The sequence below is a fragment of the Macrococcus epidermidis genome, assembly GCF_003259695.1.
Classification (GTDB): Bacteria; Bacillota; Bacilli; order Staphylococcales; family Staphylococcaceae; genus Macrococcoides; species Macrococcoides epidermidis.
This window is the reverse complement of the sequence record NZ_PZJH01000001.1, coordinates 1,208,359-1,222,732: the sequence shown is the minus strand read 5'-3', so window position 1 is coordinate 1,222,732 and position 14,374 is coordinate 1,208,359. Positions and strand designations below refer to the sequence as shown.

Here is a 14,374-nt window from a genome sequence, read left to right as displayed (position 1 = left end):
GGCAGTTTTTATTTGAAAGGAAACAATGATGATAGAAGAATTATTTAAACTTATAGACGATAAAGCCAAAGCTTTTCAGAAAGAAAATGGACACAGTTTCATTGAGAATTTAGGTCTCGCACTTGAAGATATTTATATGAATGAACGTGAAACTTTAGAACGTAGTACGGTTATTGACCGACGTAAAGCATTTCAATTCAGCTATTTAAGCATGTTAAAAGAAGAGATGATCCAACCAAATCATCAGATGACACCGGACAGTATTGGTTATTTAGTAGCATATGTCATTCGTTTATTTATGCAGGATAATAAAGAACTAAAGATGCTTGATCTGACGAGTGGTACTGGACACCTTTCAGCGACAATACATGAACAAAATCCGGAAACGACATTTGATCACGTATTAGTAGAAGTAGATCCTGTATTATCAAGATTAAGTGTACATTTAGCGAACTTTTTAGAAGTGCCGATGGATGTTTTCCCGCAAGATGCCATCATGCCATTACCAGAAGGTGATTTTGATATAGCTGTAGGAGATTTTCCGATTGGTTATTATCCGGTTGATGAGCGCAGTCATCAAATGAAGCTTGGCTTTAAAGAAGGACATAGCTATAGCCATCATCTTCTAATCGAACAAGCGATTGCTTCATTAAAACCAGGAGGTCTTGCATTTTTAATCGTTCCAAGCATGTTGTTTGAAGGTGATAATGTAGAACAGCTTCAAAAATTTATTGCTACAGAAACAGTTATGCAGGCATTTTTAAATTTTCCAACCAGTCTATTTAAGTCAGAAAATTTGCGCAAAAGTTTATTAGTGCTTGAGAATAAAAAGGTGACAGATTCAAAGCCAGTGGAAGTTTTGCTGGCCAATATACCGGATTTTAAAGATGAAAGAAAAATGAAAGCCTTTTTAGATGAACTTGATACATGGTATTCAGAAAATCGTAATAAATAATTACTGTATTATTGTTGCTTTAAACCTGTATTAATGATTAAATAAGAGTGTTAAAAATTATTTAGGAGGATTTTCATGAAGAAAATTATGGCAATTAATGCCGGTAGCTCGTCTTTAAAATTTCAATTATTCGAAATGCCATCAGAAAAAGTACTAACTAAAGGTTTAGTAGAAAGAATCGGATTGAAAAATTCAGTATTTACAATTACGGTTGATGGTGAAAAACGTACAAGAACTCTAGATATTAAAGATCATGAAGAAGCTGTTGATATGATGTTAGCACGCATGATTCATTACGATATTATTAAAAGTGTCAATGAATTAGATGGAACAGGACATCGTGTTGTTCAAGGTGGAGATTTATTCCCGACTTCAGCATTAGTGAATCGTGACGTAGAAGAAAAAATCGCAAAGTTAATTGAACTTGCGCCATTACACAACGCAGCAAACTTAATGGGTATTCAGGCTTTCAGAAGAATGTTACCAGATATTCCACATGTTGCAGTATTTGATACTTCATTCCACTCAACAATGCCTGAAAAAGCATTCTTATATAGCTTGCCATACCAATATTATAAAGCACATAAAGTACGTAAATATGGTGCGCATGGTACAAGTCATAAATATGTAGCACAACGTGCAGCAGAAATGATGGATAGAAAACCTGAAGAAGGTTTAAAGATTATCTCTTGTCACATCGGTAACGGTGGATCAATTACAGCAGTAAAAGATGGTAAATCTGTAGATACTTCTATGGGCTTCACACCACTTGCTGGTATTACGATGGGTACTCGTACAGGTGATATTGACGTTGCTACAATTCCTTATTTAATGGAAAAATTGCATAAATCAGCTGAAGAATTATTAAATGTATATAATAAAGAGTCTGGTGTATTAGGTATTACAGGTATTTCAAGCGATATGCGTGATATTGAAATCGCAGCTGAAAAAAATGAAGGACGCGCTCAACTTGCATTGGATATCTATGTAGATAGAATTCAAAAATATATCGGTCAATATGCAGCAGTTATGGGTGGTGTTGACGGTATCTTATTTACAGCTGGTGTAGGTGAGAACTCTGATACAATCCGTGAAGCAGTATGTGAAAAATTAGAATTCTTAGGCGTTAAAGTAGACCCTGAGAAAAATAATGGCTTACGTGGTAAAGAAGCAATTATCTCAACAGATGATTCTCGTGTAACAGTAATGGTCATTCCTACAGATGAGGAAGTAATGATTGCGCGTGACGTTATGGAATTCGGGGAGTTAAGTTAATATATTTAAGATGCTACCTATTTGTATTGAATAGGTAGTTTTTTTATTGTGGCAGCGTTAGCTGTACCGAAAGCGGTAGTAAATACAAAATACAACCGTTTCCGAACATGCATTTATTATATACACCAACAAAAATAGAGCTAAAATGACGATGATCATTTTAGCTCTTTTATTTTCGGAGGATTGTTATCTAGGTATCTTGTGATTTCTCTGTAAATCAACGAATGCACAATAGAAGCAAGTTGCAATTGCTAAAATAATTGCAATTTCCATTTTACACACCTCCGTATTGATTCATTCTATTTATTCTGCTCCATAAATTCCTTCGTAGCTACTTCAGGTTCAAAATTATCCGGCATTGTTTCAGTTCTAACAACTAACACATCACATTCAGCATGACGCACAATTGCTTCTGAAACTGATCCGATGATGAAGCGTTCCACTGCATTTAATCCAGTTGAACCACACATGATAAGGTCAGCATTTAATTTCTGAGCAATTTTCTTAGGTATAATTGTTTTTGGAGATCCATACTCAATTAAAGTTTCAACGTTATTTACACCGCGAGACCCAGCAACTTTCTTGTACCCATCTAATAATGATTCAGCAAACTGTGTTGCACGTTCAGAAATAGAACGGTCATATGCTTCAACACTTGCATAACTTCTTGTATCAATAACATTGATGATGTGAAGTGTTGCATCGTTACGTTTAGCAACCTCGACTGCTTTATTAAATGCCCATTCCGCTTCGCTTGAACCGTCAACTGCAATTAAGATGTTTTTATATACTAACATAAATATCCCTCCATTTTTTATATATTGTGAATCTTTTCTACACTTTAATTATAGCACTAATTCTGGATAATGTATGTGACACCGTCGTTAAATTTTTCATCCTAATGATTTAAATATAATTTAAAACAAAAGGGTTTGCGTTTTAGCATCAAAGTGCTAATATGGTGATGTAAGCGTTATTATTTATATATTAAGGGGATGAATTTTAATGATTATCGGAATTCCAAAAGAGATTAAAAACAACGAGAACCGTGTAGGTTTAACACCAGCTGGGGTACACGCTTTAGTAGAAAATGGACATACTGTGCGCGTTGAAGCAGGTGCAGGTATGGGTTCTTATTTCACTGATGAGGATTACAAAGAAGCGGGAGCTGAAATCGTTTCTGTTGAGCAAGCATGGGATACAGATATGGTGATCAAAGTAAAAGAACCGTTATCAGCAGAGTTTGGATATTTTAAAGAAGGATTAATCTTATTCACTTATTTACATTTAGCACCTGAAGTGGAACTGACAAAAGCTTTATTAGAGAAAAAAGTGGTTGGTATTGCTTATGAAACAGTTCAATTACCTACTGGTGGACTTCCATTATTATCTCCAATGAGTGAAGTTGCAGGACGTATGGCAACTCAAATTGGTGCACAATTCTTACAAAAAACAAACGGTGGTAAAGGGATTTTATTAGCAGGTGTTCCTGGTGTTGAAAAAGGTAAAGTGACTATCATCGGTGGTGGACAAGCTGGAACTAACGCAGCGAAGATGGCTGTAGGTCTTGGAGCAGATGTTACCATCTTAGATTTATCTCCAGTTAGATTACAACAATTAGATGATCTATTCGGTAGTCAGGTTCAAACGTTAATGTCTACACCTTTAAATATTGCAGAATCAGTTAAAAACAGTGATTTAGTAATTGGAGCTGTATTAATTCCTGGTGCTAAAGCCCCTAAATTAGTAACTGAAGAAATGATTAAAACGATGAGTCCAGGTTCAGTGGTAATTGATATCGCGATCGATCAAGGTGGAATCTTTGAAACTTCAGATCGCATTACGACGCACGATGATCCAACATTTATTAAACATGATGTTGTACATTACTCAGTAGCAAATATGCCTGGAGCAGTACCTCGTACTTCAACAATGGCGTTATCGAATGCTACGATTCCTTATGCATTACAAATTGCAAATAAAGGCTATAAACAAGCAGCTTTAGATAATGAAGCGATCTTAAAAGGCTTCAATACTTTAGATGGTAATGTTACTTTCAAAGCTGTAGCTGATGATCAAGGTTTAGAATATGTTGATGCAAAATCATTATTAGAAAAGTAATTAAATGTTGTATGTAAAAGAGGAGTGCGATTTCGCACTCCTCTTAATCTTTATACAATTTTTGTACCATGGACTTCCTGAAAAGGAATAAGTTCAAGTAAATCATTTAGGTTATCTTTATTTAAACCGCCACCAGGCATAATTTCTATATTTCCTTTTGAATGTCTTAATAGTCGTCCTAATTGATTAACATTATCAAGTATTGGTGTTGATTTGTCTTCGCTACCATGTGTTAATATACGCTTGAAATTCATATCAATTAAAGCATCCATTGCTTTTAGTTGCTGCCTTAATGGAATCTGATCAAAAGCCATATGCATCACACAGGGTACTTCCTGTGCTGTCTTTCTTAAATCATGCATTGTTAACGTATCCAGATCATTATCTTTTGTTAAAGCACCAAAAACGAATGCATCAACGTTTAATGATTGTAATGCGATAATATCTTCGCGCATCACTTCTTTTTCAAATAAGTTATAGGTAAAATCACCGCCACGTGGACGTATCATTACTGCCACTTCGATATTTAGTGGATGACAATATTCTATAGCAAGTTTTACAAGACCGAAACTTGGTGTTGTACCACCAACAAACAGATTATCACAAAGTTCAATACGATTTGCACCATGAGTTGCTGCATAGATGATTTCATCAAATGTTTCAACTACCGCTTCTTTTATCATTTTTCATACCTTGTCAATACTTCATAACCATCTTCAGTCACTAAAATATCATCTTCCACACGTACTCCGATTTCACCATGTAAATAAATACCCGGTTCAATTGTAAAGCACATACCTGGTTTCAATATATCATCATTGGCAGAAGAGATATCTGGAAATTCATGCACAGTTATACCTAAGCCATGCCCTAAACGATGTGGGAATGCTTCACCATATCCTTTTTCAGATATATAATCACGAGCGAGTGCATCGATTTCACTAATTTTTACACCAGGTTTAACACCTTCTATTGCACGTTGATTTGCTTCTGTAACAATCGCATGAATTTCCTGATGAAATGCTGGTGGATTTCCAAAAGCAATCGTTCTTGTAATATCTGAGCAGTAACCATTATAAATAACACCTAAATCAAATAATACATACTCATCATTTTTTAGCTCACGGTTACCTGGTGTCCCGTGAGGACTTGCTGCATGGTCGCCGAAAAGTACAGTCGTATTGAAACTCATACCGCTGATACCTTCAATTTTTAAAATTTCCGATTCTAAATATTGTGCCACTTCTTTTTCTGTAATACCTTCTTTTAAATGAGAAACACCGATTTGCAATGCTTTATCAGCAAATTGCGCAGCACTTTTTAAAATTTCAATTTCATCTGCTGTTTTAATATTACGCATATCTTTAATGATTTGATCTATTGCATTTAATTGGGCAGCTTTAAAAGTATCAAGTAAAGCTTTTTCACGCTTGACAGTAACATGTTCTTCTTCAATATATAACGGTGCATTATCCGGGAATCTTGTATTTTGCTTCGCAACTATAAATGCATCTTCAGTGTCGGAGTAACCATAAGCAGTTAGATTTGATGCTTTCTTTGCATCTTCGACTTCCATATTTGGTACTATGAGGAGAGCTTTGTTTTGAGTTACATATAAAGCAGTAAGTCGTTCATGTGGATCTGACAAGAATCCACTGAAGTAATTAATGTTATCTGGTGTCGTAATCCATGCATATTCAATGGATTGAGATTGCATCAATTGCTGTAAATTTTTTAATGTTTGTTTCATAATCATGCTCCTTTTATTTCTGAGTAACTCTAGTTTATGAAAGATAAGGACATTATTCAATCAATAGTATCTTACAATCTTTTTAAAACATTCATTAATAATGTATAATGAACTTAATAAAAAGGAAGAGGTGCTAAATATGGAAGTATATTTTCATGGACAATCTTGTATTTCTTTTGAAAGTAATGGAAAAAAGGTTTTAGTAGATCCTTTTATTACAGGTAATAAATTATCAGATTTAGATGCTTCAACTGTTCAAGCTGATTATATTTTACTAACGCATGGTCATGGTGATCACATTGGTGATACAGTTGAGATTGCTAAAAGAACAAATGCGACAGTCGTTGCAACACCAGAAATTGTTTCATATTTAGGTGGGCAAGGGATAGAGCATGCACATCCGATGAATATCGGTGGTAAATGGAAGTTTGATTTCGGTTCAGTAAAGTATGTACAAGCATTTCATAGTAATTCCTTATATGATGACGAAGGAAATATTATTTATTTTGGGATGCCTTGCGGACTTATTATTGAAGTAGAAGGTAAGACAATTTATCATGCAGGAGATACTGGCTTATTCTCGGATATGAAGCTTATCGCAGAACGTCATCCAGTTGATTTATGTTTTATACCGATTGGTGATAACTTTACGATGGGGATTGATGATGCAGCATATGCAATTAACACATTTATTAATCCGAAATTGACTGTGCCGATTCATTACAATACATTCCCGTACATTGAAGTGGATCCAAATGAATTTAAATCACAAGTTAAAAGTCCAGTAGAAATTCTGGATGCAGGACAATCAGTAACACTTTAAGCATTAAAAGTAATGGAAACTAGGTGGCAAATTGACAAAACATGAACAAATCATCGAGCATATATCAGGTCTAGCAGTAGGTAGTAAGATTTCGGTTAGACAGATTGCAAAAGATCTTAATGTCTCAGAAGGTACAGCATATCGTGCAATAAAAGAAGCTGAGAATAATGGTATCGTTTCAACGATAGAACGTGTTGGAACTGTTCGAATCGAAAAGAAAACAAGAAACTCTATCGATCGCCTGACATTTGCCGAAATTGTTAATATTATAGATGGACAAGTATTAGGTGGCAGAAGTGGTCTGCACAAATCGCTGACGAAATTTGCGATTGGTGCTATGGAAGTAGAAGAAGTCAGTAAGTATATCGGAGAAAATACACTGCTGATTGTAGGTAATCGAATCGAAGTTCAAAAGCTTGCTTTAAGTAAGGGTTCTGCAGTTTTAATTACAGGTGGATTTGATACTGCTGAAGAAGTTAAGAATTTATCTGATCAATTAGGGCTACCGATCATTTCTTCTAATTTTGATACATTTGCCGTTGCAAATATGATTAATCGTGCGATTTACGATCAATTAATCAAAAAAGAAGTGCTGACAGCACAAGATATTTTAATTAAATTAGATGAAACACGTTACTTAAAGGAAAATGATTCAATCAGCGATTGGCATGCATTATCAGAAAGCTCTAAACATACACGTTTTCCAGTGTTAGATGCAAACAATAAGTTAAGCGGTATGGTGACAAGTAAAGATATCTTTAATCAAAATCCTTCTGAAAAGATTAAGAAGGTTATGACTAAGTCACCGGTAACTGTTAACTTAAATACGACTGTCGCAAGTTGCGCGCATATTATGATATGGGAAAGTATCGAACTGTTGCCAGTCGTATCGCGTTATAATAACTTAATCGGTGTTGTTTCTAGAGAAGATGTGTTAAAAGCGATGCAATCAGCGGACAGACAGCCACATATGGGCGATACATTTAATGATCAGATATTAAAGAAGATGAAGTTTAATAATGATCAAATTTCAATACAGATCACACCTCAAATGTCTAATCAGTATGGTAGTTTAAGTAAATCTGTATTTCTTGCAATTATTGAGGAATCAGTTAAATTTCATATGAAGAAGTTAATTCGTGGAGATGTACTGATTGATAGTATCAATATCTTTTTCATCCGTACAGTCCAGATAGATTCTATTCTGGATGTTGAAGTAAAGTTACTGGATATGGGACGTAAGTTTGCAAAGATTGAAATTGCGATTATGCAGAATAATAATGCGGTGGCAAAAGCAATGACAATTCTTCAGGTGATTGAACATTATTACTAATCAAAAAAGACAGTGAGACAATAGTCTTAGCTCTCTTCTGTTTAACAGCTTAAACGGCGGAACAGAAGTTGCCCCTACGACAAAAACCGAACAAAAACTATAAATCAAAGCGCGATTTATTAGTTTTGTCCGGTTTTTGCTTGTGGCAGAACACTTCTGTCCCAGCCTCTCTTTTAATCATAATTATTATCTTCTGCTTTGCTGTTTTTTACGTAATGCTTCCCATGCTGCATCTTCTTCATCAAAGTGATTTTCAAAATACTTTTTAGCCTTTATTGCATATTGATAATTATATATTGCATATGCAATCAAAAGGGTACATATGATATATGTGAAAGTAGCTGGGAAATTTAAAATCTGAGTTATAGCAAATGCTGCCATAAATATAGAAAAGCATTGACGTGCACGTGCTCTATACCAGGCACGTCGTACATCTTTGACTTCTCTAAAGTATTTCGCAATATTATAAATAGTAAAAATAAATGCGAAAATCATTATTGTAACAAATGTCATAAGAATATAAGGGAAAATTGTTTCCATCTTTAAACCTCCAGTCTTAAAGATTATAGCATATCTTTAAGACCTGTAAATCTATCAAACAAAGGAGAAATTATGAATAAAACTGAAATTGGTGCATTGATTGAAAAAATTAATGCTTTTGACACGATCATAATATTTAGACATGTACGTCCTGATCCGGATGCACTAGGTTCTCAACTAGGATTTAAACATGCAATAAAGAAGCTATTTCCAAATAAGAATGTGTATGCAGTAGGAAGTTCAGTTGACAATTTAAACTTTATCGGTGAAATGGACGAAATAAATGACGAGATATTTACAGATGCACTTGCCTTAGTGTTAGATACGGCAAATGCACCACGTATTGATGATGAGCGCTATCAGTTGTGTAAAACTATTATAAAGATAGATCACCATCCGCCGGTAGATCAATATGGTGAAATTAATATCGTTAATACGGATAGTTCATCTACAAGCGAAATCATCTATGAAATTCTGTTAAATATCGGTTATGGTACGGACTTAATTACACGAGAAGTTGCGCGCTGTCTTTATATCGGTATCGTAGGTGATACAGGGCGTTTCTTATTTAATAATACGACGAGCAAAACGATGGCGATTGCTTCAGAACTATTAAAATACGATATTGATCATACGCAGATGATCAATCAAATGCAGCAACGTGATTTAACTTCTATTCGATTTCAGGGATATGTGCTACAACATTTTAAACTTGAAGAAGGCGTAGGGTATATATTCATTACGAAAGAAATATTAGAACAATTTAATATATCTGCCAGTGCAGCATCTTTATTTGTTAATAGTCTTGCGGATACACAAGGCATTAAAGCTTGGGCGTTTGCGATTGACGAAACAAGTGAGATTCGAGTACGTCTGAGAAGTAAAGGTGTAGTGATCAATGAACTTGCAGCAGAATATAATGGTGGTGGCCATCCATTGGCGAGTGGTGCATCTGTTTATAGTGTAGAGGAATTAGAAAGATTAATCGCGCAATTAAAAGCGTTAGTAAATGCTTAATAAAATGAGGTGAATAACTTGGTAGTACATTTAAATATTCATACGTCATATGATCTGCTCCATTCAACAGTTAAGATTGATGACTTGATTAATCGTGCCAAGTCGCTTGGACAAAAAGCAGTTGCGATTACTGACTTAAATGTACTATTTGGTGTGCAGTCATTTTATTCAGCTTGCATTGATGCCGGTATTAAACCGATAATTGGTATGGAAATCATCCTGACAGACGGTATTGAAGATTGTTATACAGTTTTATTAGCCAAAAATAATGCCGGTTTTAAAAGCCTGATGCAGTTGTCTTCACGTATACAACTGAAAAATCTACAAAAAATATCAATTGATATACTGCGTCAATATACTGACCATTTAATCGTTATCTACAAACAATTAGATGCGAATCAGGAACATTTTGTGTTGGAAGATGCCGATTATTATGTCAGTCACGATAGTACAATTGAAGCTAGGCGTGTATATATCGATGATGTGCGATATTTATCGCCGGATGGTATCGTAGATTTAAGCATCTTAAATGCAATTGATGATAATAAAAAGATACCGCTAGAGACCATTCAATTAAAGTCTGGAACAAAGTATATTAAATCAGATGAAATATTATTAGATTTGGGTATTTCTGAGCGTACCATTCAAGCGACAGAAGAAATTGCTGAAGCATGTAACGTTACACTTGAGAAATCAACGCATTTACCAAAATATCCGGTACCTGATGATTTATCAAGCGATGCTTATCTTTATAAACTCCTACAAAAGCAAAAAGTAAAGTTTCCTCAATTTGATGAAAAATATGAAGAACGATTAATGTATGAATATGAAGTCATTCAAAGCATGGGATTTTCTGATTACTTTTTAATCGTTAGTGATTTAATCCATTTTGCTAAGACAAATGACATATTGGTAGGTCCCGGACGTGGATCATCAAGTGGTTCTCTCGTAAGTTATGTGCTTGGGATCACTACTATTGATCCGATAGAGCATGATTTACTTTTTGAGCGTTTTTTAAATCCCGAACGTGTAACGATGCCGGATATTGATATTGACTTTGAAGATAAAGAGCGCGATAAAGTAATTGAATACGTCATTCAGAAATATGGTGCATTCAATGTGAGCGGTATCGTGACATTCGGTCATCTGTCTATGAAAGCAGTGATGCGTGACGTCGGACGCATACTGCAGTTTTCAGAAAGTGAGTTAAAAGAAGCAAGTTCAATATTGAGTAATAAAAGCTTTAATAATTTAATCGATGCATATGAAGATGATACATTCTCAAGCTTTATTGATTACAATGAACGACGCAAAAAATGGTATCAGATTGCAAGGTCGCTGGAAGGTTTACCACGTCATACATCGACACATGCTGCAGGTATCATCATTCATGACCAGTTACTTACAGATTATGTACCTTTATTGATGGGTGAAGAATACCCACTTACCCAATGGAATATGACAGAAGTAGAAGCGATTGGATTACTTAAAATCGATTTTCTTGGTTTACGTAATTTAACGATTATACATAATATACTACGTTCTATTAAGGCACAATATGGTAAGACGATAAATATTGAACAAATTCCGATGGATGATATAAAAGTTTACGAGCAGTTATCCAGCGGAGATTCAATGGGAATATTTCAATTAGAATCAGACGGAATACGCAATGTGTTAAAACGATTAAAACCAGAAAATTTCAATGATATTGTTGCAGTTTTAAGTCTTTATCGTCCTGGTCCGATGGAACAAATACCGTTATATATTGAAAGACGTCATCATCAGCAAACAGTTCACTTACCGCATGCTGATTTAGAGGATATACTATCACCTACTTATGGTGTAATTATCTATCAGGAGCAGATTATGCAGATTGCAAATCGATTTGCTGGATTTAGTTTTGGTGAGGCGGATATTTTAAGACGTGCTATGAGTAAGAAGAACCATCAGACATTACTGGCTGAACAGGAGCATTTTGTATCGGGTAGCATGAAGAATGGTTATTCAAAACAAGATGCGACGGCGATTTATGAATTAATCTTAAAGTTTGCTAATTATGGATTCAATAAAGCACATGCTGTTGCGTATGCAAAAATATCATATATTATGATGTACTTTAAAGTGCATTTCCCAAATATATTTTATGCCGCGACACTCAGTAATCAAATTGGTGTTGAGCATAAAACAAAAGAAATTATCGCTGAAGTTAAATCAAGAATGATCAATATATATCCCGCTGATATTAATCAGGCTGGCTGGTATTACAAGGCGCAAAAGACAGGTATCATGATGTCACTCGGTATGATTAAGGGTGTAGGGTATAGAAGTGTGGTTGAAATTGTTGAAGAAAGAAAAAAAGGACCATTTAAAGATATCTATGACTTTTGCGCCAGAATTCCGAAACGCGTTAAATCTAAAGCATTGCTGGAAGCATTGATACATGTTGGTGCTTTTGATCAATTTGAGCAAAATCGTGCAACTTTGCTTGCTTCACTTGATGCGATTCTTGATGTTGAGAAAGAAGCTTTTGGTGAAATGAACTTTCTCGAGTCTTTAGGACTCAATAAGAAGAAAATCTATCATTATCATGAAGAGATGTCGGATGATCAAAAGGCTAGTTATGAGCTGGAGTATCTTGGTTTCTTTATTTCAAGACATCCAATCGAATCAATGTTTAATGAACTACAGTATTTACCCCTATATCGTATGAGTCAGAAGGTAAATGACCAATATATTTTACTCTGGATTGAAGGATTAAGAAGAGTTAGAACAAAAAAAGGTCAACCAATGGCATTTGTACAAGCGATGGATGGTATACAGCAGATGGATCTTGTAGTTTTTCCAACAGTATTCGACCGATACGAGCCATTGATTCAAACCAATAAGCCCCTTATTGTAAAAGGAAAATTTGATGATAAGAAAGATAATCAAATCATTGTAAACGAAGTCATTAAAGTTGATGAATTTATTAAAAATATTCATTTGAATGCGAAGCAGTTATTTGTCAGAGTGCCACTTCAAAACGCAGAACAAATTAATAAACAAGGTGATATTGAAGTGATTCAGTTTGAGCAGAATGAAATGAAATCGTTAGGATTTATTCAAAGAGACAAGCTAGATGACTTTATGTCTCGATACGATAAAGCAGATATTCGTCTAATTTAACATTTCAAATCATTTTAATATATGGTATAGTATTCCTTAGTGGTCTGACCACTAAGGTTTTTTTATTGATGCGAAGGGGGAAAAACCTTGAATCCAATACCAAACAAAGGATTTAATGCAGTAATAACTGCGATTAATGAAATTATAAAAACTAAAAATTTAACTGCTGGCGATAAGCTACCTTCTGAACGTTATTTGAGTGAAAATCTTAATATTAGCAGGTCAAGTGTTCGTGAAGCACTTAGAGCTTTAGAAATGCTTGGTGTGATTGAAACACGACGTGGTGAAGGTACTTATTTAACAGAAATGGATAATAATCAATTTATAGAAATGATAGCAGGCTATGTTGTGACAACAGAAACACAGCAAGCTGAAATTACTGATTTTATACATATGATAGAATCAATCGCAACTGTTGAGGGTACGAAAGTACAACATTTAAGTGATGCGATTGAATCACGTAATACCATCATGTTTCGTGTATGGAAATTATTGAAACAGTTTGAAAAGACATATGATGTAGAGGAGTAATGGATATGTTCAAAGATATATTTAAGCGTAATAAGAAGAAAAAATATGTAGCTGTACAAAACATGAAAGATACAGAAGTTCCTGAAGGTATCATGGTCAAGTGTCCTAAATGTAAGAAGATTATGTATACGAAAGAATTAAGTACGAACTTAAATGTTTGTTTTCATTGTGATCATCATATGGCATTAAGTGCATATGAACGAATAGAAGCCATTACTGATAAAGATAGTTTTGAAGAATTTGATGCAGTGATTGCTTCTCAAAATCCACTTTCATTTCCAAACTATGCAGAAAAGTTAGAAAGCGATAAAGAAAAGACTGGATTAAATGAAGCGGTTGTAACTGGTGTTGGTAAAATAGATAGAAATCGATTCGGTATCTGCGTGATGGATTCTAGATTTAGAATGGGGTCTATGGGGACAGTAGTCGGTGAAAAAATAAGCAGAGTGATCGATTACTGTACGGATCATGAACTTCCATTTGTCATCTTTACTGCCAGTGGTGGTGCACGTATGCAGGAAGGTATTCTGTCTCTGATGCAGATGGCTAAAACAAGTGTAGCGATAGAAAGACATAGCGAAAAAGGACTCTTATTTATTTCATATATGACACATCCGACAACTGGCGGAGTTTCTGCGAGCTTTGCTTCTGTAGGTGATATCAATTTAGCTGAACCAGAAGCGTTAATTGGTTTTGCGGGTCGACGTATTATTGAACAGACAATCAATGAGAAACTACCTGATGACTTTCAAACAGCTGAGTTTCTGCTTGAACATGGACAACTGGATAAAGTAGTACACCGTAAAGCAATGAAAGAAACGTTAAGTAAACTCATCGCGATACATACGAAAGGAGTATAAA

General features: G+C 34.8%; 13 protein-coding genes. 9 read left to right on the top strand and 4 right to left on the bottom strand.

All coding sequences use genetic code 11. From position 1 onward, the window contains the following. The first annotated feature begins 25 nt into the window (after positions 1-25). Together BHU61_RS06400 and BHU61_RS06395 are read left to right on the top strand one after the other, a co-directional pair. Positions 26-955, top strand: coding sequence for a class I SAM-dependent methyltransferase (locus tag BHU61_RS06400; RefSeq protein ID WP_170122470.1), 930 nt, complete (start codon positions 26-28; stop codon positions 953-955). A 75-nt stretch (positions 956-1,030) separates the two neighbouring features. Then, positions 1,031-2,230, top strand: coding sequence for an acetate kinase (locus BHU61_RS06395; protein ID WP_111715456.1), 1,200 nt, complete (start codon positions 1,031-1,033; stop codon positions 2,228-2,230). A gap of 299 nt (positions 2,231-2,529) precedes the next feature. On the opposite strand, the gene BHU61_RS06390 is transcribed toward BHU61_RS06395, so the two are convergent. Next, positions 2,530-3,027, bottom strand: coding sequence for a universal stress protein (locus tag BHU61_RS06390; protein ID WP_111715454.1), 498 nt, complete (start codon positions 3,025-3,027; stop codon positions 2,530-2,532). Between the two features lie 208 nt (positions 3,028-3,235). Here BHU61_RS06390 and ald point away from each other — a divergent pair, with 208 nt between their 5' ends. Beyond that, entirely contained in the window at positions 3,236-4,351 is a 1,116-nt protein-coding gene (ald, locus tag BHU61_RS06385) for an alanine dehydrogenase (protein WP_099579899.1), read from the top strand. A gap of 50 nt (positions 4,352-4,401) precedes the next feature. On the opposite strand, the gene BHU61_RS06380 is transcribed toward ald, so the two are convergent. Continuing rightward, positions 4,402-5,034 (bottom strand): copper homeostasis protein CutC, encoded by a 633-nt coding sequence (locus BHU61_RS06380; RefSeq protein WP_111715452.1) that lies wholly within the window; start codon positions 5,032-5,034, stop codon positions 4,402-4,404. Next, a complete protein-coding gene (locus BHU61_RS06375) occupies positions 5,031-6,101 on the bottom strand; it encodes a M24 family metallopeptidase (protein ID WP_111715451.1) in 1,071 nt (356 codons plus the stop codon). The genes BHU61_RS06380 and BHU61_RS06375 overlap by 4 nt, the downstream gene beginning before the upstream one ends. A gap of 139 nt (positions 6,102-6,240) precedes the next feature. Between BHU61_RS06375 and BHU61_RS06370 the strand changes: the two genes are divergently transcribed. Continuing rightward, a complete protein-coding gene (locus BHU61_RS06370; RefSeq protein ID WP_111715449.1) occupies positions 6,241-6,924 on the top strand; it encodes a metal-dependent hydrolase in 684 nt (227 codons plus the stop codon). A gap of 31 nt (positions 6,925-6,955) precedes the next feature. Beyond that, complete coding sequence (locus BHU61_RS06365; protein ID WP_111715448.1) at positions 6,956-8,257, top strand: DRTGG domain-containing protein; 1,302 nt, start codon at positions 6,956-6,958, stop codon at positions 8,255-8,257. Between the two features lie 186 nt (positions 8,258-8,443). Here BHU61_RS06365 and BHU61_RS06360 read toward each other — a convergent pair whose 3' ends face one another. Continuing rightward, a complete protein-coding gene (locus tag BHU61_RS06360) occupies positions 8,444-8,797 on the bottom strand; it encodes a YtpI family protein (RefSeq protein WP_111715446.1) in 354 nt (117 codons plus the stop codon). A gap of 72 nt (positions 8,798-8,869) precedes the next feature. Here BHU61_RS06360 and BHU61_RS06355 point away from each other — a divergent pair, with 72 nt between their 5' ends. The 4 genes from BHU61_RS06355 to accD all read left to right on the top strand — a co-directional run bounded on the left by BHU61_RS06355 (position 8,870) and on the right by accD (position 14,373). Further along, the gene (locus BHU61_RS06355) at positions 8,870-9,814 is read left to right on the top strand and encodes a DHH family phosphoesterase (protein WP_111715445.1); all 945 of its coding nucleotides are present in this window, start codon (positions 8,870-8,872) and stop codon (positions 9,812-9,814) included. Positions 9,815-9,832: 18 nt separating this feature from the next. Then, positions 9,833-12,982, top strand: coding sequence for a DNA polymerase III subunit alpha (locus BHU61_RS06350; protein WP_111715443.1), 3,150 nt, complete (start codon positions 9,833-9,835; stop codon positions 12,980-12,982). Positions 12,983-13,069: 87 nt separating this feature from the next. Beyond that, positions 13,070-13,513 carry a FadR/GntR family transcriptional regulator gene (locus BHU61_RS06345; protein WP_239242527.1) on the top strand — a complete coding sequence of 148 codons (444 nt, stop codon included), beginning with the start codon at positions 13,070-13,072 and terminating at the stop codon, positions 13,511-13,513. A gap of 5 nt (positions 13,514-13,518) precedes the next feature. Then, positions 13,519-14,373, top strand: a complete 855-nt coding sequence (gene accD / locus BHU61_RS06340) for an acetyl-CoA carboxylase, carboxyltransferase subunit beta (RefSeq protein ID WP_111715442.1) — start codon at positions 13,519-13,521, stop codon at positions 14,371-14,373. Position 14,374 lies beyond the last annotated feature (1 nt).